This is a genomic window from Achromobacter denitrificans NBRC 15125 (assembly GCF_001571365.1).
Taxonomy (GTDB): domain Bacteria; phylum Pseudomonadota; class Gammaproteobacteria; order Burkholderiales; family Burkholderiaceae_B; genus Achromobacter; species Achromobacter denitrificans.
In genome coordinates this window covers 1-23713 of sequence record NZ_BCTQ01000025.1, presented here as the reverse complement: position 1 = coordinate 23713, position 23713 = coordinate 1, and the positions used below count along the sequence as shown (strand labels likewise).

The 23713-nt window shown below is 69.2% G+C and carries 23 protein-coding genes; 19 read left to right on the top strand and 4 right to left on the bottom strand.

The features are described 5' to 3' along the window. The first annotated feature begins 2 nt into the window (after window positions 1-2). The 8 genes from ADE01S_RS20080 (at window position 3) to ADE01S_RS20045 (ending at window position 8790) form a co-directional block, all read left to right on the top strand. A complete protein-coding gene (locus ADE01S_RS20080) occupies window positions 3-1187 on the top strand; it encodes an acyl-CoA dehydrogenase family protein (protein ID WP_172600283.1) in 1185 nt (394 codons plus the stop codon). A 6-nt stretch (window positions 1188-1193) separates the two neighbouring features. Next, a complete protein-coding gene (locus tag ADE01S_RS20075) occupies window positions 1194-2228 on the top strand; it encodes an acyl-CoA dehydrogenase family protein (RefSeq protein ID WP_062683496.1) in 1035 nt (344 codons plus the stop codon). Between the two features lie 35 nt (window positions 2229-2263). Then, a complete protein-coding gene (locus ADE01S_RS20070; RefSeq protein ID WP_062683495.1) occupies window positions 2264-3034 on the top strand; it encodes a class I SAM-dependent methyltransferase in 771 nt (256 codons plus the stop codon). A gap of 132 nt (window positions 3035-3166) precedes the next feature. Further along, window positions 3167-3919, top strand: a complete 753-nt coding sequence (locus tag ADE01S_RS20065) for a GntR family transcriptional regulator (RefSeq protein ID WP_062683494.1) — start codon at window positions 3167-3169, stop codon at window positions 3917-3919. Next, window positions 3870-5186, top strand: coding sequence for a malonyl-CoA decarboxylase domain-containing protein (locus tag ADE01S_RS20060; RefSeq protein WP_062683493.1), 1317 nt, complete (start codon window positions 3870-3872; stop codon window positions 5184-5186). The genes ADE01S_RS20065 and ADE01S_RS20060 overlap by 50 nt, the downstream gene beginning before the upstream one ends. A 78-nt stretch (window positions 5187-5264) precedes the next feature. Further along, window positions 5265-6056, top strand: a complete 792-nt coding sequence (locus ADE01S_RS20055) for an enoyl-CoA hydratase/isomerase family protein (RefSeq protein WP_062683492.1) — start codon at window positions 5265-5267, stop codon at window positions 6054-6056. Window positions 6057-6061: 5 nt separating this feature from the next. Beyond that, a complete protein-coding gene (locus tag ADE01S_RS20050) occupies window positions 6062-7603 on the top strand; it encodes a malonate--CoA ligase (RefSeq protein ID WP_062683491.1) in 1542 nt (513 codons plus the stop codon). Window positions 7604-7818: 215 nt separating this feature from the next. Next, complete coding sequence (locus tag ADE01S_RS20045; protein WP_062683490.1) at window positions 7819-8790, top strand: Bug family tripartite tricarboxylate transporter substrate binding protein; 972 nt, start codon at window positions 7819-7821, stop codon at window positions 8788-8790. 39 nt (window positions 8791-8829) lie between these two features. Here the strand turns inward: ADE01S_RS20045 and ADE01S_RS20040 are convergent, their stop codons facing one another. Then, window positions 8830-9786: an aldo/keto reductase gene (locus ADE01S_RS20040; protein ID WP_062683489.1), complete on the bottom strand. Its 957-nt coding sequence runs from the start codon at window positions 9784-9786 to the stop codon at window positions 8830-8832. Between the two features lie 191 nt (window positions 9787-9977). Here ADE01S_RS20040 and ADE01S_RS20035 point away from each other — a divergent pair, with 191 nt between their 5' ends. From ADE01S_RS20035 to ADE01S_RS20025, 3 genes are all read left to right on the top strand, one after another. After that, window positions 9978-10949: an ABC transporter substrate-binding protein gene (locus tag ADE01S_RS20035; RefSeq protein WP_062683488.1), complete on the top strand. Its 972-nt coding sequence runs from the start codon at window positions 9978-9980 to the stop codon at window positions 10947-10949. A gap of 376 nt (window positions 10950-11325) precedes the next feature. Next, on the top strand, window positions 11326-12210 hold the full coding sequence (locus ADE01S_RS20030) for an ABC transporter permease (protein ID WP_062683487.1): 885 nt from the start codon (window positions 11326-11328) through the stop codon (window positions 12208-12210). Between the two features lie 57 nt (window positions 12211-12267). Continuing rightward, the gene (locus ADE01S_RS20025; protein ID WP_062683486.1) at window positions 12268-13062 is read left to right on the top strand and encodes an ABC transporter ATP-binding protein; all 795 of its coding nucleotides are present in this window, start codon (window positions 12268-12270) and stop codon (window positions 13060-13062) included. Window positions 13063-13116: 54 nt separating this feature from the next. Here the strand turns inward: ADE01S_RS20025 and ADE01S_RS20020 are convergent, their stop codons facing one another. The 3 genes from ADE01S_RS20020 to ADE01S_RS20010 all read right to left on the bottom strand — a co-directional run bounded on the left by ADE01S_RS20020 (window position 13117) and on the right by ADE01S_RS20010 (window position 17608). Next, a complete protein-coding gene (locus ADE01S_RS20020) occupies window positions 13117-14364 on the bottom strand; it encodes an NAD(P)/FAD-dependent oxidoreductase (RefSeq protein WP_062683485.1) in 1248 nt (415 codons plus the stop codon). A 92-nt stretch (window positions 14365-14456) separates the two neighbouring features. After that, on the bottom strand, window positions 14457-16097 hold the full coding sequence (locus ADE01S_RS20015; protein WP_062683484.1) for an NAD(P)-binding protein: 1641 nt from the start codon (window positions 16095-16097) through the stop codon (window positions 14457-14459). Then, window positions 16097-17608 (bottom strand): polyamine aminopropyltransferase, encoded by a 1512-nt coding sequence (locus tag ADE01S_RS20010; protein WP_062683483.1) that lies wholly within the window; start codon window positions 17606-17608, stop codon window positions 16097-16099. The genes ADE01S_RS20015 and ADE01S_RS20010 overlap by 1 nt, the downstream gene beginning before the upstream one ends. A gap of 89 nt (window positions 17609-17697) precedes the next feature. Between ADE01S_RS20010 and ADE01S_RS20005 the strand changes: the two genes are divergently transcribed. The 8 genes from ADE01S_RS20005 to ADE01S_RS19975 all read left to right on the top strand — a co-directional run bounded on the left by ADE01S_RS20005 (window position 17698) and on the right by ADE01S_RS19975 (window position 23409). Further along, window positions 17698-18084 (top strand): DUF350 domain-containing protein, encoded by a 387-nt coding sequence (locus tag ADE01S_RS20005; RefSeq protein ID WP_062683574.1) that lies wholly within the window; start codon window positions 17698-17700, stop codon window positions 18082-18084. Window positions 18085-18127: 43 nt separating this feature from the next. Next, entirely contained in the window at window positions 18128-19144 is a 1017-nt protein-coding gene (locus ADE01S_RS20000; protein ID WP_062683482.1) for an SPFH domain-containing protein, read from the top strand. Between the two features lie 15 nt (window positions 19145-19159). Further along, complete coding sequence (locus ADE01S_RS19995) at window positions 19160-20629, top strand: DUF4178 domain-containing protein (RefSeq protein WP_062683481.1); 1470 nt, start codon at window positions 19160-19162, stop codon at window positions 20627-20629. Between the two features lie 4 nt (window positions 20630-20633). Next, a complete protein-coding gene (locus ADE01S_RS31825; protein ID WP_165695639.1) occupies window positions 20634-20798 on the top strand; it encodes a hypothetical protein in 165 nt (54 codons plus the stop codon). Beyond that, entirely contained in the window at window positions 20795-21145 is a 351-nt protein-coding gene (gene speD / locus ADE01S_RS19990; RefSeq protein ID WP_062683480.1) for an adenosylmethionine decarboxylase, read from the top strand. The genes ADE01S_RS31825 and speD overlap by 4 nt, the downstream gene beginning before the upstream one ends. Before the next feature lie 112 nt (window positions 21146-21257). Then, complete coding sequence (gene modA, locus ADE01S_RS19985) at window positions 21258-22016, top strand: molybdate ABC transporter substrate-binding protein (RefSeq protein WP_062683479.1); 759 nt, start codon at window positions 21258-21260, stop codon at window positions 22014-22016. Window positions 22017-22039: 23 nt separating this feature from the next. After that, a complete protein-coding gene (gene modB, locus ADE01S_RS19980) occupies window positions 22040-22726 on the top strand; it encodes a molybdate ABC transporter permease subunit (RefSeq protein WP_062683478.1) in 687 nt (228 codons plus the stop codon). Beyond that, window positions 22723-23409 carry an ATP-binding cassette domain-containing protein gene (locus ADE01S_RS19975; RefSeq protein WP_062683477.1) on the top strand — a complete coding sequence of 229 codons (687 nt, stop codon included), beginning with the start codon at window positions 22723-22725 and terminating at the stop codon, window positions 23407-23409. Before modB ends, ADE01S_RS19975 begins: the two co-directional genes overlap by 4 nt. The last annotated feature ends 304 nt before the right edge of the window (window positions 23410-23713 follow it).

Genomic DNA, 23713 nt, shown 5'->3' with positions numbered 1-23713 from the left:
GCATGACCCAATTGGAAATCGCCGCGGCGGACGACGAGGCGTTCCGCCACGACTTGCGCGCCTGGCTGGAGCGGGCCTACGCCGGCTTCGTCCGCGGCTGGCCGGGCGGGGCCGATCCGCGCAACCTGGATTTCCGGCGCGCCTGGGAAGACACCCTTTGCGCCAACGGCTGGTCGGGGCTGGGCTGGCCCACGGAACACGGCGGACGCGCCTTGCCGCTGTCGCGGCAGGCGGTGTTCCACGAAGAGCATGCGCGCTGCGGCGCGCCGCTGGGCGTGAACCTGATCGGGCACGGCATTCTCGCGCCCACGCTGCTGCACTTCGGCACCGAAGCGCAGAAGCGCCGCTTCCTGCCCGGCATCCTGTCCAACCGCGAAGTCTGGTGCCAGGGCTATTCGGAGCCGGGCGCCGGCTCCGACCTCGCCTCGGTGCGCACCCGGGCGGAGCTGGCGCCCGGCGGCTACCGGCTGAACGGCCACAAGATCTGGACCTCGTTCGCCGACCGCGCGCAGCGCTGCTTCGTGCTGGCGCGCACGGATCCGCAGTCGTCCCGGCACAAGGGCCTGAGCTTCCTGCTGGTCGACATGCGCAGCCCCGGCGTGCGCGTGGAACCCATCCGCCAGCTCACTGGCGAGGCCGAGTTCTGCGAAGTGTTCTTCGAGAACGTGTTCGTGCCGCAAGAGGACCTGCTGGGCGCGGAGAACCAGGGCTGGAAGATCGCCATGGCCGCGGCCAGTTTCGAGCGCGGCACCTACTTCATTCCGCGGCTGGTGCGGTTCGCGCAGGAGCTGGGGCAGGTGCGCGAACTGGCCCTGCGGCCCGATGCCTACGGCCGGGTGCCCGCGTCCTCGGCCGCCGTGCGCCACCGCTGGGCGCGGCTGGCGGCCGACAGCCACGTGCTGGCGCTGAAGTCGCAGCGCGCCCTGGCCGGCGCCATGCGCGGCGATCCGCCGGGCCCGGAGGGATCCTCCACCAAGATCCACTGGAGCGAGGCGCACCAGCGCCTGCTGGAATTGTCGCTGCAGCTGCTGGGCGACGACGCCTGCCTGGGCGACGCGGCGGACCCGGACGCCGCCGGCCTGACGCACGCCTACCTGTGGTCGCGCGCGGAAACCATCCTGGCCGGCACGTCGGAGATCCAGCGCAACATCATCGCCGAGCAGATGCTCGGCCTGCCCAAGGCTTGAATTCCCATGGACCTGCATCCCACCGAAGACCAGCGCATGCTGCAAGACGCGGCTTGCCGCTATCTGGCCGAACGCCATCCGCTCGCCGCGGCGCGCGCGGCGGCCGCCCGCCCGTTGCAAGCGCGCCTCGCCCAATGGCGGGAAATCGCCGGGCAGGGCTGGCCGGCCCTGCTGGTTCCCGCGTCGCAGGACGGGCTGGGGCTGGGCATGCGCGAAGCCTGGATCGTGGCGGAAGCCGCCGGCCGGCATCTGCTGAGCCTGCCGCTGGCCGCCAATATGGCGGTGCTGCCCACACTGTGCGCCGCGGGCGCGGCCGGGCCGGTCGCGCAATGGACCGCCGCGCTGATGGCGGGCGACACCTATTTCGCCGACGCGGCCCCGCGGCCCGACGGCTCCGCCTTCGTCGAAGGCGCGGGCGAGGGCGTGCGCGCCCTGGCGCTGCACAGGACCGGCGCGGCCGCCTTGCGGATCGAACTGCATGCGCCGGTGGCGGGCGAAGCCGGGCTGGATCCGACCATGCCCGTGGCGCGGGTGCGCGAGCCGGTCGTGCTGGAGAGCGCCGACCTCTCCGTCGCGCCCGAGACCTGGACGCGGCTGCGCGCCCGGCTGCTCCTGCTGCGCTCGGCCGAGCTGCTAGGCGCGGCCTCGGCCGCCCTGAACGCGGCGGCGGCCTATGCGCGCGAGCGGCGCCAGTTCGACCGCGCGATCGGCGCCAACCAGGCGATCAAGCACCGCCTGGCCGACGACTGGATGGCCCTGGACGACGCGCGGCTGGCCGGCGTCGCGGCCGCCGCCGCGCACGATGCCGGCGCCGCCTCGGCGGAGCGCGACGGCCTGTTCGCGCCCTTGCTGGCGGTCGAGGCCGGCCGGCGCGCCGCGCAGAACGCGGTGCAGGTCCACGGCGCGCTGGGCATCACCTGGGAATGCGACGCGCATCTCTACCTGAAGCGCGTGCTGCGCCTGGCGGCGGCCCTGCGGGCGCAAGCGTCCTGCGCCGATCTGCTGGAACGCATCTGGGAAGCCGGGGAAGACAGGCCCTAGGGGAGGGCGGGAGGCGTCCGGCCTACAATCCGGCCATGCACAAATCGACCTTTCCCTCCGAACTCGACCAGCCCACCCTCTCCGAGGTGGATGGCGTCCGCTATCTGCACTTCAACACCGAATGGGTCCAGGGCGCGATGCGCATCAAGAACCCCTCGGAACTGGTGCTGGAATACACCAGCCAGATGATGGCCTGGCTGCTGTTCCTGGAGCCGCCCAAGGAAGAGTCCATCGGCATGCTGGGGCTGGGCGCCGGGTCGCTGGCCCGGTTCTGCGTCAAGCACACCCGCGGCCCGTTGCTGGCGGTGGAGTGGAATCCGCGCGTGACGGCGGCCTGCCACATGTTCTTCCGGCTGCCCGGCTCCAACCGGCTGACGGTCGAGCACGCGGACGCCGGCGTTTGGGCGGCCGATCCGCTCAACGCGGGCCGCTGCCCGGTGCTGATGGTCGACCTCTACGACGCGTCGGCCGAAGGGCCGGTGCGCGACAGCGTGAAGTTCTACCGCGATTGCCGCCGCGTGCTGGGCGAAGTCGGCGTGCTGGCGGTGAACCTGTTCGGCCGCCACGAAAGCTTCGGCCGCAACATCGACAACCTGTCCAAGGCCTTCGACGACCGGATCGTGCTGCTGCCCGAAGTCGACGCGGGCAATCAGATCGTGCTGGCGTTCTCCGGCCCGCGGCTGGCCATTTCGCCGGCCCAGCTGCTGGGGCGGGCGGCGGTGGTCGAGGCCCGCTACGGCCTGCCGGCGCGCCGCTGGGCGCGGTCGCTGACCCGCCACGCCGTGGACGGCGTCCTGCACTTCTAGGCCGTCCGGCGGTCGTTAGGGTAGGTACGGGGGCGGCGGGGGTTTACCTTTTTCGCGGTCCGGGCCTATCATGGCCTTATTCATAATTATGAATTACGGCGAGCTTGCCTCAAGCCCGCCGGCCCGCGCCCCATGACCCTACCCATCGTCCGGCAAGCCCTTTACCTGGAAGTCGCCGACCGCCTGCGCGGCATGATCCACGCCCGTTCCCTGCGCAACGGCGAATGGATCGACGAGCTGCGCCTGGCCGGCGAGCTGGGCATTTCCCGCACGCCCCTGCGCGAGGCGCTCAAGGTGCTGGCCACCGAGGGGCTGGTGCGGCTGGAGCCCCGGCGCGGCTGCTTCGTCAACGAGCTGTCGGCGCAAGACCTGGAAGACATCTTCCCCCTGATGGCCATGCTGGAAGGGCGCTGCGCCTTCGAGGCCGCGCGCAAGGCCAGCGACGAGCAACTGGCCGCGCTGGAGCCGCTGCACGCGGCGCTGGCCGGCCATGCGCAGGCCGGGCGCATCGACGCCTATTACAAAACCAACTACCTGATCCACGAGGCGGTGCAGGCCCTGGCCGGCAACCAGTGGCTGTCGGACGCGGTCGGCAACCTGCGCAAGGTCCTGAGCCTGTCGCGCCATCGCAGCCTGTCCCAGCCGGGCCGGATCCAGCAGTCCTGCGCCGAGCATCTCGCCATTTTCGAGGCGCTGAAGGCGCGCGACGGCGAAGCCGCGCAGGCGCTCGCGCATACCCACCTGATGCGGCAGCTGGAAGCACTGCGCGCATTGAGCCATGCGGACGCCGGCGATCCGGCGTCCTCGGAACCCATCGTCATCGAGGAGCCCGCCCATGTCCGGACCCGCCAATCTCGCACCCGCGCGCGGCGCGCGCACGCCTGAGCCCGAGGCCGATACCGCCGAGGCGGCCGCCGCGGCGGAGAGCGCCGGCCTGATCACGCGGCTGGGCCGCCTGTGGGAACGCGGCCGCCTGCCGAGCGAATCCGAAGTCCGGCGCCTGTTCGAGGCCCGCCTAACCGACGTCGCCGCGAACAAGCTGGCGCGCCGCTGGTGCGAGCAATACGGCGCCGCGGACGGCAAGGACCGCCGGCTCATGCTGGCCGCGCTGGCCCAGGCGCGCGCGACCTTTCCCGAGAACGGCGGCGAGGGCGCGCGCCTGTTCAAGCGATTCAACGCGCAGCCGCAGGGCCTGCGCTTCCTGGTGGAACTGCGCGCGGACATGCTGCGCTGGCGCAAGCAGGTCGCCGGCATCCAGGCGCTCGACAAGGACCTCGAAGGCCTGCTCTCCGCCTGGTTCGACGTGGGGCTGCTGGAACTGCGCCCGCTGACCTGGGACTCGCCCGCCTCGCTGCTGGAAAAGCTGATCCTCTACGAGGCCGTCCACGAGATCAAATCCTGGGACGACCTGCGCCGCCGCGTGTCGCCGGACCGCCGCTGCTACGCCTACTTCCATCCGCAGATGCCGGGCGTGCCGCTGATTTTCGTGGAGGTGGCCTTCGCCAGCCAGATGGCCGACGACGTGCAGGTGCTGCTCGACAGCACGCTGCCGCCGCAGGACCTGGACAAGGCGCGCTGGGCGATCTTCTATTCGATCTCCAACACGCAGCCGGGCCTGAAAGGCATCAGCTTCGGCAACTTCCTGCTCAAGCGCGTGGTCGAGCAATTGCTGGATGAACTGCCCAAGCTGAAGTCCTTCGCCACGCTGTCGCCGATCCCGGGTTTCGCGGACTGGCTGGGCAAGCTGGATGCCGAGGCGGTCGAGGCCATCGTGCGCGAAGACAAAGTGCGCGCCAAGGCCCGCAAGCGCGAAGGCGTGCCCGACGGGCAGCGCTGGGTGGCGCGCCTGGCCAGCGCGGCGCAGGGCAAGGCGCCGGACGTGGTGCGCCGGGCGGCTTTCCGGCTGGCGGCCAGCTATCTGCAATCCATGAAAAACGGGCTGCCGGTGGATCCCGTGGCGCGCTTCCACCTGGGCAACGGCGCCCGCATCGAACGGCTCAACTGGGCGGCCGACACTTCGCCCAAGGGGCTCAAGCAGTCCTGCGCCATGATGGTCAACTATCTCTACGACCTGGACGAACTGGACGACAACCTCGCCCGCCTGGGCGAAGGCAAGCCCCAGGTCAGCCGGGGCGTGGGGCGCGTGGCCTAGGACGCCGGAACGCAAGCCGCGCCCCGGTCCGCCGGCCGGGCGCGCGGCGCCGAACACAGATAAGAAAGGGCAGGGGACATGACGGAAAACGTGGCGGGCCGCGTGCTGCTGGAGCGCGAGGGAGAACTGGCCTGGGTGACGCTATCGCACCCGGGGCGCCTGAATGCGATCACGGTGGGCATGTGGCAGGCATTGCGCGACGTGTTCGAGCGCATCGCGGCGGACGCCGCCGTGCGTTGCGTGATCGTGCGCGGCGAAGGCGGCAATTTCGCCGCGGGCGCCGACATCCGCGAGTTTCCCGCCCAGCGCGCCGACATGGCCGGCGTGCAACGCTATCACCGCGAGGTGCTGGCTCCCGCCCTCCAGGCGGTCGCGCAGTGTCCGCAGCCCGTGGTCGCCCAGATCGAGGGCGTCTGCGTGGGCGGCGGCCTGGAGATCGCCAGCCAGTGCGACCTGCGCATCGCCGGCGCCTCGGCGCGCTTCGGCGTGCCGATCAACCGCCTGGGCTTTCCCATGGCGCCCGACGAAATGCGCGGCCTGCTGGCGCTGGCCGGGCGCGCCGCCACGCTCGCCATCCTGCTGGAAGGCCGCGTGTTCGGCGCCGAGGAAGCCGCCGGCCTGGGCCTGCTGACCCGCATCGTGCCCGACGACGAGGTGGCCGCCGCCGCGCTGCAGAGCGCCCGGCGCATCGCCCGCGGCGCGCCGCTGGCCGCCCGCATCAACAAACGCTTGTCCCGCCGGCTCGCCGAAGGCGGCGCCTTGACCGAGGACGAGTACCAGGATTATTTCTCTTACGCCGAAAGCCGGGACCACAAGGAGGGCGTGCGCGCCTTCCTGGCCGGCGTAGACCCTTCCTTCTCCGGAGACTAGACAAGGTGAGCAACGCTAATCTATACGCCGTCCTGCAAGGCGGCTTTCCCAAGGATCGCAGCAAGGTCGCGCTCGAAACGCCCGACCTGCAATACACCTGGGACGACATCGATCGCGCCACCGCGTGCCTGGCCAATCTGCTGGCCTCGCTGGACCTGCCCGCCGGATCGCGCGTGGCGGTGCAGGTGGAGAAGTCGCCGGAAGCGCTGCTGCTGTACCTCGCCACGCTGCGCGCGGGCCTGGTCTACCTGCCCCTGAACACCGCCTACCGCGAATCGGAAATCGAGTACTTCCTCGGCAACGCCGAGCCGGCCGTGGTGGTCTGCGCCAGCAAGAACCTGGAGTGGGTGCGGCGCGCGGCCGACCGCGCCGGCTGCGCGCACGTCTATACGCTGGACGAAGACCGCAGCGGCAGCCTGCTGGACGCCGCGGGCGGCCTGTCGCAGGCCTTCAAGACCGTGGCGCGCAAGCCCGACGACCTGGCCGCGATCCTCTACACGTCCGGCACCACCGGCCGCAGCAAGGGCGCGATGCTGTCGCACGGCAACCTAGCCGCCAACGCCCGCGTGCTGAACGACTACTGGGGCTGGCGCAAGGACGACGTGCTGCTGCACATGTTGCCGATCTTCCACGTGCACGGCCTGTTCGTGGCGTCCCACGGCGCGCTGCTGGCCGGCGCCAAGATGATCTGGCTGCCCAAGCTGGACGCCGACCTGGCCCTGCGCTACCTGCCGCAGAGCACGGTCATGATGGGCGTGCCCACCTACTACGTGCGCCTGCTCTCCGACCCGCGCTTCGACCGCGGCGTGTGCGCCAGGATGCGCCTGTTCATCTCGGGCTCGGCGCCCCTGCTGGCCGAGACCTTCTCCGATTTCGAGCAGCGCAGCGGCCACGCCATCCTGGAGCGCTACGGCATGAGCGAGACCGTCATGCTGACGTCCAACCCCTACGATCCCAAGCTGGGCGAACGCCTGGCCGGCACCGTGGGCCGCGCCCTGCCGGGCGTGCAGGTGCGCGTGGTGGACGATGCCGGCATCGCGCTGGCCCCGGGCGAGATCGGCAACGTGCAGGTGCGCGGGCCCAACGTGTTCTCGGGCTACTGGCGCATGCCGGAGAAGACCCGCGAGGAATTCACCGAAGACGGCTGGTTCAAGACGGGCGACGTGGGCCGCTGGGGTGGCGAATCCGCCGGGCGCGACGTGCCGGCCGACTACCTGTCCATCGTGGGCCGCAGCAAGGACCTGATCATCTCGGGCGGCTACAACGTCTACCCCAAGGAAATCGAGACGCTGATCGACGACATGCCCGGCGTGGCCGAGTCCGCGGTCATCGGCGTGCCGCATGCCGACTTCGGCGAAGCCGTGGTTGCCGTGGTGGTGCCCAAGGAAGGCGCGGCGCTGGACGCGGCCGCCATGCAGGCCGAGCTGAAGGCGCGCATCGCCAATTTCAAGGTGCCCAAGCGCGTGCACATCATCGACCAGCTGCCGCGCAACACCATGGGCAAGGTCCAGAAGAACGTGCTGCGCGAAACCTACCAGGCGCTCTGAGCCCCGCGGGCGGCGGCCGCGGCCCTTGCGGGGCAGCGGTTTCGCCGCCGCGCCGGCCCAAGCGCGATGCCCGCGAGCGGCGGGCCAATACCCCTTTTCAGGAGCCCATACCCAGAGAGAACCACCCAGGTCCGAGCAGCTTCATTCAATAAAAATCCGAGAGACGAGACGCAATAGAATCGCGCCGTCCCCATGCTGCAGCAAGAGGAGACAATATGAAATATCGCACTACCGCCGCGGCCGTGTTCGCCGTGTTCGCCACGGGTTTCGGCGGCGCCGCCGCCGCGCAATGGCCCGAGCGCCCGATCACGCTGATCGTGCCTTTCCCCGCCGGGGGCGGCACCGACACCTTCGCCCGCCCGCTGGCCCAGCAGCTGACCACGCAGCTGGGCCAGACGGTGGTCATCGACAACAAGGGCGGCGCGGGCGGAACCGTGGGCGCCGGCGTGGCGGCCAAGGCCAGGCCCGACGGCTACACCTTCTTCATGGGCGGCGCGCACCATGCGCTGGCCCCCTCGCTGTACAAGAACCTGAACTACGACATCCAGAAGGATTTCGTGCCGGTCGCGCTGGTCGCGCAGCCGCCCCAGGTCATCGTCATCAACCAGGGCAAGCTGCCGGTCAAGACCGTCCAGGAGCTCATCGCCTACGCCAAGAAGCGGCCGGGGGAAATCAACTTCGGCACCGCCGGCAAGGGCAGCACGCACCACCTGGCCGGCGAGCTCTTCGCCATGCAGACCGGCATCAAGCTGGTGGACGTGCCCTACCAGGGCGCCGGGCCGATGCTGTCGGCGCTGATCGGCGGCCAGGTGGACCTGGCGTTCGACGGCCTGGGCTCGTCGGCCGGGCACATCCGCGCCGGGTCGATCAAGCCGCTGGCGGTGGCCGCCACCGAGCGCTCGCCGTCCCTGCCGGACGTGCCCACCGCGGCCGAGGCCGGCGTGCCGAACTACGTGGTGTCGACCTGGTACGCGATCTGGGCGCCCGCCGGAACGCCCAAGGAGGCGGTCGACAAGATGAGCGCCGAGATCACCAAGGCGCTCAACGCGCCGAAGATCAAGGAAACCTGGACGGGCAACGGTTCGGCGGTGCCCACGCTCACGGGCGCCGACTTCGGCAAGTTCGTCGACAGCGAGGTAGACCGCTGGGCCAAGGTCGTGAAGGATTCCGGCGTGAAGCTGGATTGATGGGCGGCGGGCGCGCGCCGGCCGGCGCGCGCCGCGTCCTCAACGCCAGTCGCTGGCCTGGCTGAGCTTGGCGAGCTGGTCGCGCGTCAGCGTCAGGCTGGCGGCCTTGACCAGTTCGTCCAGCTGCGCCAGCGAGGTGGCGCTGACGATGGGGGAGGTGATGCCGGGCTGGGCGATCTGCCAGGCGAGCGCGGCCTGCGCGGGCGTGCAGCCGGCTTCTTCCGAGACCTCGTCCAGCGCCTTCAGGATGCGGTAGCCGCGGTCGTTCAGGTAGGTGTCGACGATCTTGCGGCCGCGCGGGCTCTTGCCGGCGTCGGCCGGGCTGCGGTACTTGCCGCTGAGAAAGCCGCTGGCCAGCGCGTAATAGTTGATCGTGCCCATCTGCTGCGTCTTCACCAGGCTTTGCAGCCCGGACTCGAACGGTTCGCGGCGATACAGGTTGTATTCCGGCTGGATGCTTTCGTAGCGCGGCAGGCTGTGCCGTTCGCTGGCGATCAGCGCTTCCGACAGGCGCACGGCGGTGTAGTTGGACGCGCCGATGGCGCGCACCTTGCCGGCTTCCATGAGCTTCGCGTATTCGCCCAGCGTGTCGGTGAGCGGCGTGTCGGGATCGTCCTGGTGCGACTGGTACAGATCGACGTGGTCGGTCTGCAGGCGGGCGAGCGAGGCCTCCAGGGAACGGCGGATGTAGGCGGGCGCCAGGCCCTTGGCGTCGGGGCCCATCTCCATGCCGACCTTGGTGGCGATGAGCACGCGATCGCGCTTGCCCGACCGTTTCAGCCATTTGCCGATCAGCGTCTCGGATTCCCCGCCCTGGTTGCCCGGCACCCATCGGGAATACACGTCGGCCGTGTCGATGAAGTTCAGGCCCGCGTCCACCAGGGCGTCCAGCAGGGAATACGTGCCGGCTTCGTCCACGGTCCAGCCGAAGACGTTGCCGCCGAAGGTGAGAGGGGGAATCTGCAGGCCGGAACGGCCCAATGCGCGTTTGATCATGGTGTGGCCTCTGGAAGCTGCGGGGGGCTGCGGAAAGGGGGCGCCACGGCATGCACCATTACAGGGATTCCCCCCAAGTAATTCGGGTGGCGGCAAGTTAGACTATACGGCTTTATGGCCGGGCCGGCCGGCGGGGAGCCACCGGCCGGGGCATAAAAACGGAAAAAACCAAGGGTTCAAGGAGCTTACGTATGCTGATCGGAAAAAAACATTTTCTGACGGTTGGCGCCATGGCACTGGCGATGGCTATCGCCGCGCCCGTGGCTGCGCAGCAAAAATCGGTGGCGGTCACCGCCATCGTCGAGCACCCGGCGCTGGACGCCGTGCGTGACGGCGTCCAGGACGCCCTGAAGCAGGCTGGCTACGAGCCGGGCAAGAACCTGAAGTGGCAATACCAGAGCGCCCAGGGCAACAACGGCACCGCCGCGCAGATCGCCCGCAAATTCGTGGGCGACAAGCCCGATGCCATCGTCGCGATCGCCACGCCGTCGGCGCAGGCCGTCGTGGCCGCCACGAAGGACGTGCCGGTGGTGTACTCCGCCGTGACCGATCCGGTCGCGGCCCAGCTGGTCTCCAGCATGGACGCCTCGGGCACCAACGTGACCGGCGTGTCGGACCTGCTGGCCCTGGACAAGCAGGTCGAGCTGATCAAGAAGATCGTCCCCAACGCCAAGCGCGTGGGCATGGTCTACAACCCGGGCGAGGCCAACTCGGTCGTGGTTGTGAAGAAGCTGCAGGAAATCCTGCCCAAGTCGGGCATGAGCCTGGTCGAGGCCGCCGCGCCGCGCTCGGTGGACGTGGCTTCCGCCGCCCGCAGCCTGATCGGCAAGGTCGACGTCATCTACACCAATACCGACAACAACGTCGTGTCGGCCTACGAATCGCTGGTCAAGGTCGGCAACGACGCCAAGATCCCGCTGATCGCGTCCGACACCGACAGCGTCAAGCGCGGCGGCATCGCCGCCCTGGGCATCAACTACCGCGACCTCGGCGTGCAGACGGGCAAGATCGTGGTGCGCATCCTGAAGGGCGAGAAGCCGGGCGCCATTCCCTCGGAAACCAGCTCCAAGCTTGAGCTCTACGTGAACCCGGGCGCCGCCGCCAAGCAAGGCGTGACGCTGCCCGACGCGCTGATCAAGTCGGCCGCGGTGGTCGTGAAGTAAATCGAGACCGTACCCGCCCCGCCATGCCTACCCGGCGTGAGCGGGGTTTTTCTTGAGTTTTTGTCTTACCCAAAGGTCCTCAGGGCGGCAGCGTTCACGAGATGCTCGCGGCCCGGCGCGATGCGCTGGTTTTGAATGGCCTGGCGGTCCGGCCCACGCGGCGCGGCGCTTGGCATTCCTGCTTCCTGACCGGTCCCGGACTCCCGCCGGCGGCTTCGCCGCCCGGTGCGGCGGCGCTTTGGCAGGAAACGAGAGAAAATCACGGGTTGGGAAACGTTTATTGCGAAAGCTGGGGTAAAACTGACCCCTGAACGCAAGAAATCCGACGTTTCAACTCTTTAATATGCTCGTTTCTTACCTTATCTGGATTTGACCCATGTCATTGTTTTCGTTGTTGGGCGCGCTGGAGATCGGCCTGATCTTCAGCCTGGTGGCCTTGGGCGTATTCATCTCGTTCCGCCTGCTGCGCTTCCCCGACCTGACCGTTGACGGCAGCTTTCCGCTGGGCGGCGCCGTCTGTGCCACGCTGATCGCCGCCGGCATCGACCCCTTCCTCGCCACCATCGTCGCCACCATCGCCGGCGCCGCCGCGGGCCTGGTCACGGGCTGGCTGAACGTGAAGCTCAAGATCATGGATCTGCTGGCCAGCATCCTGATGATGATCGCGCTGTACTCGGTCAACCTGCGCATCATGGGCAAGCCCAACGTGCCCCTGATCACCGAACCCACCGTGTTTACCATCCTGCAGCCCGAATGGCTGTCGGACTACGTCGCCCGCCCGCTGATCCTGGCCGTCATCGTGGTCCTGGCCAAGCTCGCGCTGGACTGGTTCTTCGCCACGCAGACCGGGCTGGCCGTGCGCGCCACCGGCTCCAACGGCCGCATGGCCCGGGCCCAGGGCGTGAACACCGGCCGCATGATCCTGGGCGGCATGGCGCTGTCCAACGCGCTGGTCGCCATGGCCGGCGCGCTGTTCGCCCAGACGCAGGGCGGGTCGGACATCTCCATGGGCATCGGCACCATCGTGATCGGCCTGGCCGCGGTGATCGTGGGCGAGAGCATCCTGCCCTCGCGCAAGCTGGTGCTGGCGACGCTGGCCGTCATCATCGGCGCCATCGTCTACCGTTTCTTCATCGCGCTGGCGCTCAACAGCGACTTCATCGGCCTGAAGGCGCAGGACCTGAACCTCGTCACCGCCGTGCTGGTCACGATCGCGCTGGTCATCCCGATGCTCAAGCGTCGCCTGGTGGGAAAGAAGTGAACACCGCCCCGAAGCGCCTGCGGCGCGGGTATCGCGACTGCACCATGGAGTACTGAAATGTTGTCCGCTAAAGATCTCAAAATCACTTTCAATGCCGGGACGCCCATCGAGACTCGCGCGCTGCGCGGCCTGTCTCTGGAAATCCCGTCGGGCCAGTTCGTGACCGTCATCGGTTCCAACGGCGCCGGCAAGTCCACCTTCCTCAATGCGGTGTCGGGCGACCTGTCGGTCGACTCGGGCCGCATCGATATCAATGGCGTGGACGTCACCCGCCAGCCCGTGTGGGCGCGCGCGGGCAGCGTGGCCCGCGTGTTCCAGGACCCCATGGCCGGCACCTGCGAAGACCTGACCATCGAAGAGAACATGGCGCTGGCGCAGATGCGCGGCGCCCGCCGCGGCTACAGCCGCGCGGTCAAGGCGTCGATGCGCGAGGGGTTCCGCGAGCGCCTGGCCACGCTGGGCCTGGGCCTGGAAAACCGCCTGGCCGATCGCATCGGCCTGCTGTCCGGCGGCCAGCGCCAGGCGGTCAGCCTGCTGATGGCGGCGCTGCAGCCCTCGCGCATCCTGCTGCTCGACGAGCACACGGCGGCGCTGGATCCGCGCACCGCGGATTTCGTGCTGCAGCTGACGGCGCGCATCGTGTCGGAAAGCCGCCTGACCACCATGATGGTGACGCACAGCATGCGCCAGGCGCTGGACGTGGGCGATCGCACGGTGATGCTGCACCAGGGGCAGGTGGTGCTGGACGTGTCGGGCGAGGAACGCCGCGGCATGGACGTGCCCGACCTGCTGGCCATGTTCGAGCGCGTGCGCGGCGAGAAGATCTCCGACGACGCGCTGCTGCTGGGTTGAGCCACCCGCCGGCGCGGCGCGCGCCGGAGAAGGGCAAGCCATGGAAACGGCAGGCTACAGAAAGCGCCCCGGCCGGAAGGCCGCGTGGCGCGCCGCGCCGCCTTCCTCGCCCATGAGTTCCCCCAGGACGCGGGCCGTGCCCGGCGCGGTGCTGAAGCCGATGTGCTGGTGCCCCAGCGCCAGCCACAGCCCCGGATGGCGCGGCGCCTGCCCGATCATCGGGCGGCTGTCGGGCAGGGTGGGGCGCCGGCCCAGCCAGGCTTCCCGGTCCAGCCGCCGATCCAGCGGGAAGGCCTCGCGGGCGCGCGCCTCGGCCAGTTCCAGCTGGTCGGGCCGGGCGGGGGCCTCGCAGTCGGCCAGTTCCACGCCCGTGGTCAGCCGCAGGCCGCGGGCCATGGGCGACAGCACGTAGCCGCCGCCCGTATCGTGCACCGGGCGCGACAGGCTCGCGCCTTCCAGGCCGCTGTAGTGCATGTGATAGCCCCGCTCGAACGCCAGGGGCAGGGCTATGCCGGCCGTTTTCAGCAGACCCTTGGACCAGGGGCCCAGCGCCACCACCAATTGGTCCGCCGACAGCGACGCGGATGCCTCCCGGCCCCGGACCGTCCAGCGCGGGCCGTCGCGGCGGATCTCGCCGGCATCCATCCGGACGAAGGCGCCGCCGCGGCGGCGGAACAGCTCGGCGTAGGCCGCCGTGACTTCGTGCGGATCGTCCACGGAATACGAGCCCTGGATCCACAGCGCCCGGGGGAAGATGGGCGACAGCGCGGGTTCGAGCTCGGCCAGCTCGGCGGCGTTCAAGGCCTGCGCCGGCACTTGGTGCCGCGCGTAGGTCCTGCGCGCCAGTTCGCCGCCGTTCCAGGCCTGCTCCGAGCGGTACAGCAGCATCCAGCCGGTATCGCGCAGCCGGTGCGCGGCGCCGGCCTCGTCCAGCAGGCGCAGGTGCTCGGGCACGGACAGGCGGATCAGGCCGTCCAGGGCCGTCACGGTTTCCTTGAAGACCGCGGGGCGGGCATTGAGGAGAAAGCGGGTGGCCCAGCCCAGGTTGGCGGCCAGGTAGCGCCACCGGTAGCGGAACTGGACGGTGTCGTTCCTCAGGAGCCGCGGCAATTGCCCCCACAGGCCGGGGTGGTTGAAAGGCATGAGCGAGCTGCGGGCGATCACGCCGGCATTGCCCAGCGAGGTCTCGCGGCCGGGTTCCTGCCGGTCGACCAGCGTGACCGACATGCCCCGGCGCGATAGCTCAAGCGCGCAGCACACGCCGACGATGCCCGCGCCGAGGACGATGACCTGCTTTCCCATAGGGTTCCACCCGAGTTCCGCCAAAGGCCGCCGTGTCGCCGGCGGGGACGCCGAATTGTATTGCAGCGGCGGGCGCGCGAAGGCCGCTTTCCTCAGGTTTGCGGGGGCGCCTGGCCGAGTATCCTGCCCGCCGCCACGACGCCCCACCAGGCGGCTTCCTCGAACACGGAATAGCCGGACAGGTCGGCGTGCGCGAACAGCACCGGGCCGTCCACCTCGCGCAGCGCGGCCAGCCCCGGATTGGACAGGTAGCCGCAAAGCGGCGAGGCCATGGCATGGCCTCGCACCGTGATCTCCAGCGCCCGCGCATGCCGCCAGAATTCCTTGCCGTAGGCGGCGATCAGGTCGGCCGCGGCTTCCGCGCGCAAGGCCTCGGGGCTGGCGGCGGCGAGCCAGTCGCGCGCGGCGCGCGGGCTCTGGCCGCTGAGCGCGTGGTAGGCCGTGAACACGGTGCGCGGCGAGGGAGCCACGCGCAGCAGTTGATGCGTGGACACGACGTAGCCCAGGGCGCGGCCGCCGTAGACCACGTTATCCCAGGACAGCGGCTCGCCGGGCGCCTCCCGGGGATAGCCGTCCATGAGAAAGTTCGACACCATCCAGGGGGCGTGCGAGGACGCGTGCACGGCGGGATCGTAGCCATAGGCGCGGATGTCGGGCAGGATGCGCTGGGCCACGAACAGCGGCATGGCGCACACCGCGCGGCGGGCCTGCACGGTATAGGCGGTGGCCGCGGGGCCGGGCGCGAGGCAGGTGACCAGCGGGCCGGCCGGCGTGTCCCGCAGCTGCACGGCGGTGCCCTCGACCAGCCAGCCGGCATGGCCGAGCTTGCGCGTGATCGCGTCGCGCAGTTTGCCGGCCAGCGCCGACAGGCCGCCCGGCCAGGTCAACACCGCGCCTTCGCCCGCGTTGGCGGCGTGCCCGTCGCGGCTGGCGAAATAATGCAGCCCGGCCCAGGCCGAGACCGCGTCGTAGCGCGCGCCGTAATCGTCGCGGCAGCAGTAGTCCAGGTACCAGTGCAGCGCGGGCGACGAATAGCCTTCCCGGTCCAGCCATTGCTTGAACGTGATCGCGTCCAGCGCGCGCCAGGCCGGATCGCGCGAGGACAGGGCGAGCGGAATGCAGAAGACCTTGCGGCCGTCGCTGCCGGTTTCGGCGCGCAGGCGCTCCACCCGATCCAGGAAGCGGCGGTGCTGCGCCAGGTCCGCTTCGGGCAGGCCGGCCAGGGGCAGCAGCGCGTCTTCCCAGCGGCCGTCCCGCAACAACCGCTCCTGGGGCGAATGCGCCAGCACGGCCTCGTCGTAGTACGGCCGGACCTCGCCCGCGCCGCGTTCGATGATGCCGAAGTCGGCCAGCATCTCGCGCACGTGCGAGGACGCCAGCGACGGCAGCGGCAGGTAGTGCGCGCCGCGCGGATAGTCCAGGCCCTCGCGCCGGCCGGCGGCCGCGTTGCCGCCGAACTCGGGGCCCTGCACCACGACGAAGTCGGCATAGCCCTCGCGCGCCAGTTTCCAGGCGCAGGACAGGCCCGCGACGCCCGAGCCCAGGATCGCCACGCCGTGGCGGCGGGCCGCCGCGGGTTGCGGCCAGGCGGCGCCGTCGCGCAGGGCGTGGCCGGCCCGCATGCCGGGATACAGGACCTCCGGCGTGGTCTCGACGATGCGCGAACGCCAGTAGCCGGCGGCGCCGGCGGCGCCGGCCGTGGCCGTGCCCAGGAGGAAGCTGCGGCGGCGCATCAGCGGATGACCTGGCGCCAGTCCTCGTCGAAGTAACGCACGAGCGACTGCTCATTCAAGCGGTTGGGCGGCATCGCGAGCGCCGGCATGTCGGCCGGGAAGTGGAACAGCTCGCGCATCGTCGCGGGATCCAGGTAGCGCGTGTTCACGGTGATGGCTGTGGGGGGCGCGTAGTCCTTGCGCTTGCCCGCCAGGATGAAGCCCCAGTCGCCGAAGGAAGGCACGTAGGCGTGGTAGGGCCAGGTGTTCAGGCCGGCTTCCTTGAGGGTGGCGTCCACGCTCCAGAAGGAGCGCGGCGCGAAATAGGGCGAGGTGGACTGCACGACCAGGTAGCCGTTTTCCGCCAGGTGGCGCGCCATCAGGTGGTAGACGGGCACCGAGTACAGGCGGCCCAGGCCGAAGTTGGAGGGGTCGGGGAAGTCCACGACGATGAAGTCGTAGACCTCGGCGTGGGTTTCCAGCCAGCGGCCGGCGTCGTCGTTGATGACGGTGACGCGCGGGTCCTTCAGGGACCCGCCGTTCAGCCGCGTCAGCGGTTCGGAGCGGGAGAACAGGCCGGTCATGGCCGGGTCCAGGTCCACCAGCGTCACGCGCTCCACCTGCTTGTGCTTCAGCACCTCGCGCACCGCCAGGCCGTCGCCGCCGCCCAGCACCAGCACGTTGCGCGCCCAGGGCAGGGCCTGCAGGCCGGGATGCACCAGCGACTCGTGGTAGCGGTGCTCGTCGCGCGAGGAGAATTGCAGGTTGCCGTTGATGTACAGGCGCAGGTCGTCGTGCCAGCGCGTCACCACGAGGCGCTGGTACGGCGTGGTCTCGGCATGCACGACTTCGTCGCCGTACAGGCCCTTTTCCGCCCAGGCCGTCATGCTGCCGGAATACAGGAAGCCCAGGCCCAGCAGCCCGATCACCACGCAGGCGCGGATGGCGCGTTCGCCGGGCCGGCGCACCTCGGCGCGGAACAGCCAGGTGGTCCACAGCGCCACGCTGGCGTTCAGGATGCCGAACAGGAAGCTGGTGCGCAGCAGCCCCAGCTTGGGCGCGAGCAGCAGGGGGAACACCAGCGATACGGCCAGCGCGCCCAGGTAGTCGAAGGTCAGCACGCGACTGACGATTTCGCGGAATTCGGCCTTGCGCTGGTTGAATACGCGCATCACCAGCGGAATCTCCATGCCGACCATCAGGCCGATGATGAAGACTCCCACGTAGAGGGCGGCGCGGAAAGGCGCCGAGAGCCACGCGAAGACGAGGAACAGCACCGCGGCCGACACGCCGCCCAGCAGCGCGACCAGCAGCTCCACGTCGATGAAGCGATTCAAAACGTCTTCGTCTTTTACATATTTTGACAACCACGATCCGATGCCCATGGCGAACAGATAGCAGCCGATGACGGACGAGAACTGGAGGATGGAATCCCCCAGCAAATAGCTGGCGAGCGCGCTGCTGATGAGCTCATAGCCCAAACCGCAGGAGGCGACGATCAATACCGAGAGGATGAGAACGCGGTCGCGCATGGAGTGTCCGACACGAAAAATGCGTTCGCAGTATATCGAAGGCGGCGTATATACTGCGCGCAATCAGGAGCCTGGCTATGGGAGAAGCGATGCATCCGGCGGTGACTTATCTGATCTATATGGCGTCGGCGCTCGCCATGCTGGGCGTCTTCACCGCGGTCTATACCGCCGTCACGCGCTACCGGGAATTCGAGCTCATCCGCGAAGGCAACATCGCCGCCATGCTGTCCTACGGCGGCGCGCTGGTGGGCTTCAGCTTCACCTTGTGCTCCAGCATCGCGGTGCACGCCAGCTTCGCCATGTTCCTCGTGTGGGGCCTGGCCGCCATGCTGGTCCAGATCATCGTGTACGTGGTCGTGGCGCGCGCCATCCACGGCATGAACGACGCCATCGAGGAAAACAACATCGCCATGGGCGGCCTGATCGGCTCGATCTCGATCGCCGCCGGCATCGTCAACGCCGCCTGCCTGACCTGATCCCGGCAGGCGCGCCGACTCCGATCCGACAGGAGGAATTTCCATGAGTCTCGGTTCATTCATCCGCAAGCAGTTCATCGACATCCTGCAATGGAACGAGGATCGCGACGGCGTGCTCGCCTGGCGCCATCCGATGCAGGATTTCGAAATCCAGTACGGCGCCAGCCTGACGGTGCGCGAATCGCAGATGGCGGTGTTCGTCAACGAAGGCAAGGTGGCCGACGTGTTCGGCCCCGGCATGTACAAGCTCACCACGCAGACGCTGCCGATCCTGACTTACCTGAAGAATTGGGACAAGCTGTTCGAATCCCCCTTCAAGTCGGACGTCATCTTCTTCAGCACGCGCCTGCAGCTGGGGCGGCGCTGGGGCACGGCGCAGCCGGTCACGCTGCGCGACAGCGAATTCGGCATGGTGCGGCTGCGCGCCTTCGGCGTGTATTCGTACCAGATCTCCGATCCGGGCAAGTTCTACCGCGAAGTCAGCGGCACGCGCGACGAATACACCGTCGACGACCTGGAGGCGCAGCTGCGCAATATGGTGGTCGCGGCCATGACCACCGCGCTGGGCGGCTCCAAGGTGCCGTTCCTGGACATCGCCGGCAACCAGGGGCTGATGTCGCAGAGCATCGGCGAGCAGCTCGGGCCGGTGTTCGAGCGCTATGGCGTCCGGCTGGACAACTTCACGGTGGAGAACGTCTCGCTGCCGGAAGAACTGCAGAAGGCGCTGGACACGCGGATCTCGATGGGCATGGCGGGGGACCTGGGCAAGTTCACCCAGTACCAGACCGCAACCTCGATCCCGCTGGCGGCCCAGAACGAAGGCGGCATCGCCGGCATCGGCGCGGGCCTGGCGGCGGGCGCGGCGCTGGGGCAGACCATGGCGCAAGGGCTGGGCGCGGCGCAGGGCCAGCCGGCCCAGCCGGCCGCCCAGCCCGCCGCCGCGGGCGCCGATCCGGTGCAGCGCCTGCAGCAGCTCAAGGACTTGCTCGACAAGGGCTTGATCACGGCCGCCGACTACGACGCGGCCAAGGCCGAAGTGCTGAAGAAACTCACCAACTAGCGTGAACCGCCCCTAATGCAACAGGTTTTGTGTCCGCAGTGCGGCGCTCCCGTCAAGTTCACGTCCACGGCCTCCGTGATGGCGGTCTGCGGCGCCTGCCGCAGCACCTTGCTCAAGGACGCGGACTCGGTCCGACGCATCGGCGAGATGGCCGACGTCCTGGAAGACTATTCGCCCCTGTGCCTGGGCGCGGCGGGCAAACACGAAGGCAAGCGCTTCGACGTCATCGGCCGCTTCCAGCTGCGCTACGGCGAAGGCTTCTGGAACGAGTGGTACCTGTGGTTCGAGGACGGTTCCGACGGCTGGCTGTCCGATGCGTCCGGCCAGTATGCCGTCACCCGGCGCCGCAAGGTCAAGGCCGCGCAGGGCATGCCCGCGTTCGAGGACATCGCGCCGGGCGACGAACTGAAGCTGGACGGCCAGCGCTTCACCGCGGCCGACGTGCGGATCAGCCAGGCCGGCGGGGCGCAGGGCGAACTGCCCTTCGTTCCCGGCGACGGCTGGCAGGCGAAGGTGGCGGACTTCCGCAGCCTGGACGCGTTCCTGACGCTGGACTTTTCCGACGGCCCCGATCCCGAGCTCTACATCGGCAAGGCCTTCGATCTGTCCGCCATGCAGGCGGCCTCCCTGCGCAGCGCCGAGCAGGTGGAGGAAACCGCGGGCCGTTTCCGCGGCCAGATCAAGGCGCTGGCCTGCCCCAATTGCGGCGGCCCGATAAGCTTCGTGGCCGCCATGGCCACGCAGGTGGTCTGCCCCTCGTGCGCGGCGGCGGTGGATTGCTCGGGCCCCACGGCCGAGGTCATCGAAAAGGCCCGCAAGGTCAAGGCGATCAAGACCACGCTGGCGCTGGGCGCGCAGGCCCGGATCGAGGGCGCCGCCTACACGCTCATCGGCCTGATGAAATGCGCCGACCCGGATCCCGAGGAACCCTCGGACTGGATCGAGTACCTGTTGTTCAACCCGGCCAAGGGCTTTCTCTGGCTGGTGGAGTCGGACGAAGGCTGGGAGCGGGTGCAGGTCTGCGACGCCTGGCCCAGCCATAACAACGCGACCAGCGTGCGCTGGCGCTCCAAGCTGTACCACAAGCTGTACGACTACACCTCGCGCGTCGAACTGGCGCTGGGCGCCTTCAACTGGCGCGTGAAGGCGGGCGACAGCACCAAGATCACCGACTACAAGGCCGGCAACCTCAAGCTGACCCGCGAACTGAGCGACACCGAGCTGGGCTGGTCGGCGTCGGGCCCGGTGGCGCCGGCGCAGCTGGCCGAGTGGTTCGGCGACCCCGAACTGGCCAAGCAGAAAGCCATGCCGCGCGGCGGCCAGGGCGGCGGCTACCGCAAGTGGGCCTGGACGGCGATGATCGCGCTGGGCTTCCTGAACCTGGGCAATATCTTCAGCGGACGCTTCATCCCCATTCTGATCGGCATGGCGTTCCTCTGGTTCCCCGCCACGCTGGCGGACAAATTTTCCGGCAAGGACGAATAGGGCGATGGGCAAGCTCCTGTATGCCATCTATGCCGTGGTGGTCGTGCTGGCCGCCACGGGCGCGAGTTCCACGGGCGGCGGCTTCGTCAGCGGCGGCAGCGGCGGCGGCAGCAGCTGGGGCGGCAGCTCCGGCGGCTCGGGATGGTCGTCGGGCGGGTCCCACAAGTGACCGCGCACGCCACGACCGGCCGCCACCTGCTGGCCGACTTCAGCGGCGTGCGGGCGGACCTGCTCGCCGATCCGCAGGCGCTGGAGCGCGGAATGGTCGAGGCCGCGCAGGCCGCGGGCGCGCGCGTGCTGAGCGCCCATTTCCATCATTTCGGCGCCGGCGCCGGCGTCACCGGCGTGGTCATGCTGAGCGAATCCCACATCAGCATCCATTCCTGGCCCGAGCACCGCTACGCGGCGCTGGACATCTTCATGTGCGGCGCGGCCCGTCCGGAGCTCGCGCTGGAGCGGCTGCGGGCGCGGCTGGCGCCGGAATCGGTCCGCGTCACCACCGTAGAGCGCGGCTGAGCGCCGCCGCTTCTTGATATTCCTCAATGCCTCCCGGTCCGGTCAAATTGACGGGCGTTATATACCTATATATATTTCGTTACCGACACACCGATTCCGTAGGGAGAAAATCATGTTCCGCAAACGTCCGATCGCGGCGCTTTCCTTGGTCCTGGCCGCCGCCTGGGGCGGCGCCGCCCACGCCGGCGACCTGGTGGTGTCGGCAGCCGCCAGCCTGACCAACGCCTTCAAGGAAGTGGCCCAGGGCTACGAGCAAGCGCACGCCGGCACCAAGGTGATCCTGAACTTCGGCGCCTCCGACGTGCTGCTTCAGCAGATCGTCAAGGGCGCGCCCGCCGACGTCTTCGCTTCGGCCGACCAGAAGGCCATGGACAAGGCGGTCGAGGAAAAGGCGGTGAAGCCGGCCTCCCGCGTGGACTTCGCCGCCAACCAGATCGTGCTGATCGTCCCGGCCGACAGCAAGGCGAACATCACCGCGCTCAAGGACCTGACGCGCGAGGATGTGAAGCGCATCGCCTACGGCAATCCGGCGTCGGTGCCGGTGGGCCGCTACACGCAGGGCGCCTTGCAGGCGGCGGGCCTGTGGGATGCCGTGCAGGCCAAGAGCGTGCTGGCCCAGAACGTGCGGCAGAGCCTGGACTACGTGGCGCGCGGCGAAGTGGACGCGGGCTTCGTGTTCGCCACCGACGCGGCCATCATGGCCGACAAGGTCAAGGTGGCCGTGCGCGTGCCGTCGCAAACGCCTGTGACCTATCCCATCGCCGTTACCACGCGCGAAGCGGCCGCCAAGGAAGCCGAAAGCTTCGTGGCCTACGTGATGTCTCCCGCCGGCCAGGCGATACTGTCGCGCTACGGCTTCCAGAAGCCCTGAGACCTGTTGAATCGTAGGCGTCGATGAGTGATCCGGTTTGGGTCCCCCTGCTGCTTTCCCTGAAAGTGGCAGGCTGGGCAACGCTGCTCGCCACCGTGTCCGGCACGGCCGCGGCATACGCATTGTCGCGCTGGCGCTGGCCGGGCCGCGACCTGCTCGACGCCATTCTCACTTTGCCGCTGGTGCTGCCGCCCACCGTGCTGGGCTATTACCTGCTGGTATTGCTGGGCCGCCGCGGCATCATCGGCGAAACGCTGGCCGGCTGGGGCATCGAACTGGTGTTCACCTGGCAGGGCGCGGTGATCGCCGCCTCCGTGGTGGCGTTTCCGCTGGTATTCAAATCCGCCCGCGCCGCCTTCGAGAACGTCGATGGCCAGCTGGAGAACGCGGCCCGCGTGCTCGGCGTCTGCGAGGCCGGCGTGTTCTTCCGCGTGACCCTCCCGCTGGCCGCGCGCGGCATCGCTGCGGGCGTGCTGCTCGCGTTCGCCCGCGCCCTGGGCGAATTCGGCGCCACCCTGATGATCGCCGGCAACCTGCCCGGACGCACCCAGACCCTGTCCGTGGCCATCTACGAGGCCGTGCAGGCCGGCGACGACGCCACCGCCAATATGCTGGTGGTGGTGACGTCGATCACCTGCATCGTGGTCCTGTTGCTGGCGGGCCGGCTGGTGCCGGTCGGCGGCGGTCGGCGCGACGGAGGCCTGCGATGAGCGTCAGCATCCAGGTGCGCAAGCAGATGGTGTCCGGCGACCGGCATTTCACGCTGGACGTTGCCTTCGATTCGTCGGCCAAGCGCATCGCGCTGTTCGGCCCCTCGGGCGCCGGCAAGAGCCTGACCCTGCGCGCGGTGGCGGGCCTGCTGCGTCCGGATTCCGGGCATATCGAGATCAACGGCCGCGTGCTGTACGACGCCCGGGCCGGCGTCTGCCTGCCGGCGCAATCGCGCCGCGTGGCCTACCTGTTCCAGGACTACGCCCTGTTTCCCCATCTGACCGTGGCGCAGAACATCGCGTTCGGGCTGCGCCGCGGCTGGCGCAATCCGCCGCGGCGCGAGGTCGGCCCGCAGGCGCGGCGCTGGGTGGACGCGTTTGAACTGGGTTCCATCGTGGGCAGCTACCCGAGCGAGATCTCGGGCGGCCAGAAACAGCGCGTGGCGCTGGCGCGGGCGCTCATGCTGCAACCCGATATCCTGCTGCTGGACGAGCCGTTCTCGGCGCTGGACGCGCAGTTGCGGGGCAAGATGCGGCTGGAGCTCAACGCGCTGCAGCGGCAATTGGACGTGCCGATGCTGCTGATCACGCATGACCCCGCCGACGTCGACGCCCTGGCGGATGAGGTGTTCGAGGTGCGCGAGGGGACAGTGCGCCGCTACGATGCGGATGTGGGCGTGTAGGATGGGTGCAGCGCGAGAGTTCTTAAGCAAGAACCCAACCATCAAACGCGCGTAACCCATCAGGCGGCGCCAGCCGCCGCTTTTCGTGGCAAGCGCAAATGCCGGCTTCGGCCGCCCGATGCCATAGCCGGCCCCCGCCGCCTGATGGGTTACGCGCGTTTGCCCCCGGGGTTCTTGCCGAGGGCTTGCCGCGCTCCACCCATCCTACGAATGTCTGCTTGCGTCGGCGGATGGGTTACGTGTGCTTGGCGCCGGCGTTCTTGCGGGCCGATGAGGTGTTCGAGGTGCGCCGCTACGATGCGGA

What these genes read in the sequence shown, in the direction of transcription:
- ADE01S_RS20045 (WP_062683490.1), top strand. Translation starts at nt 7,819, where the DNA reads ATGAAATATCGCACTACCGCCGCGGCCGTGTTCGCCGTGTTCGCCACG.
- ADE01S_RS20000 (WP_062683482.1), top strand. Translation starts at nt 18,128, where the DNA reads ATGAGTCTCGGTTCATTCATCCGCAAGCAGTTCATCGACATCCTGCAA.
- modB (WP_062683478.1), top strand. Translation starts at nt 22,040, where the DNA reads ATGAGTGATCCGGTTTGGGTCCCCCTGCTGCTTTCCCTGAAAGTGGCA.
- ADE01S_RS31825 (WP_165695639.1), top strand. Translation starts at nt 20,634, where the DNA reads ATGGGCAAGCTCCTGTATGCCATCTATGCCGTGGTGGTCGTGCTGGCC.
- ADE01S_RS20075 (WP_062683496.1), top strand. Translation starts at nt 1,194, where the DNA reads ATGGACCTGCATCCCACCGAAGACCAGCGCATGCTGCAAGACGCGGCT.
- ADE01S_RS19995 (WP_062683481.1), top strand. Translation starts at nt 19,160, where the DNA reads ATGCAACAGGTTTTGTGTCCGCAGTGCGGCGCTCCCGTCAAGTTCACG.
- ADE01S_RS20020 (WP_062683485.1), bottom strand. Translation starts at nt 14,364, where the DNA reads ATGGGAAAGCAGGTCATCGTCCTCGGCGCGGGCATCGTCGGCGTGTGC.
- ADE01S_RS20040 (WP_062683489.1), bottom strand. Translation starts at nt 9,786, where the DNA reads ATGATCAAACGCGCATTGGGCCGTTCCGGCCTGCAGATTCCCCCTCTC.
- ADE01S_RS20005 (WP_062683574.1), top strand. Translation starts at nt 17,698, where the DNA reads ATGCATCCGGCGGTGACTTATCTGATCTATATGGCGTCGGCGCTCGCC.
- ADE01S_RS20070 (WP_062683495.1), top strand. Translation starts at nt 2,264, where the DNA reads ATGCACAAATCGACCTTTCCCTCCGAACTCGACCAGCCCACCCTCTCC.
- ADE01S_RS19975 (WP_062683477.1), top strand. Translation starts at nt 22,723, where the DNA reads ATGAGCGTCAGCATCCAGGTGCGCAAGCAGATGGTGTCCGGCGACCGG.
- ADE01S_RS20065 (WP_062683494.1), top strand. Translation starts at nt 3,167, where the DNA reads ATGACCCTACCCATCGTCCGGCAAGCCCTTTACCTGGAAGTCGCCGAC.
- ADE01S_RS20025 (WP_062683486.1), top strand. Translation starts at nt 12,268, where the DNA reads ATGTTGTCCGCTAAAGATCTCAAAATCACTTTCAATGCCGGGACGCCC.
- ADE01S_RS20035 (WP_062683488.1), top strand. Translation starts at nt 9,978, where the DNA reads ATGCTGATCGGAAAAAAACATTTTCTGACGGTTGGCGCCATGGCACTG.
- ADE01S_RS20080 (WP_172600283.1), top strand. Translation starts at nt 3, where the DNA reads ATGACCCAATTGGAAATCGCCGCGGCGGACGACGAGGCGTTCCGCCAC.
- ADE01S_RS20015 (WP_062683484.1), bottom strand. Translation starts at nt 16,097, where the DNA reads ATGCGCCGCCGCAGCTTCCTCCTGGGCACGGCCACGGCCGGCGCCGCC.
- modA (WP_062683479.1), top strand. Translation starts at nt 21,258, where the DNA reads ATGTTCCGCAAACGTCCGATCGCGGCGCTTTCCTTGGTCCTGGCCGCC.
- ADE01S_RS20030 (WP_062683487.1), top strand. Translation starts at nt 11,326, where the DNA reads ATGTCATTGTTTTCGTTGTTGGGCGCGCTGGAGATCGGCCTGATCTTC.
- ADE01S_RS20055 (WP_062683492.1), top strand. Translation starts at nt 5,265, where the DNA reads ATGACGGAAAACGTGGCGGGCCGCGTGCTGCTGGAGCGCGAGGGAGAA.
- ADE01S_RS20010 (WP_062683483.1), bottom strand. Translation starts at nt 17,608, where the DNA reads ATGCGCGACCGCGTTCTCATCCTCTCGGTATTGATCGTCGCCTCCTGC.
- ADE01S_RS20060 (WP_062683493.1), top strand. Translation starts at nt 3,870, where the DNA reads ATGTCCGGACCCGCCAATCTCGCACCCGCGCGCGGCGCGCGCACGCCT.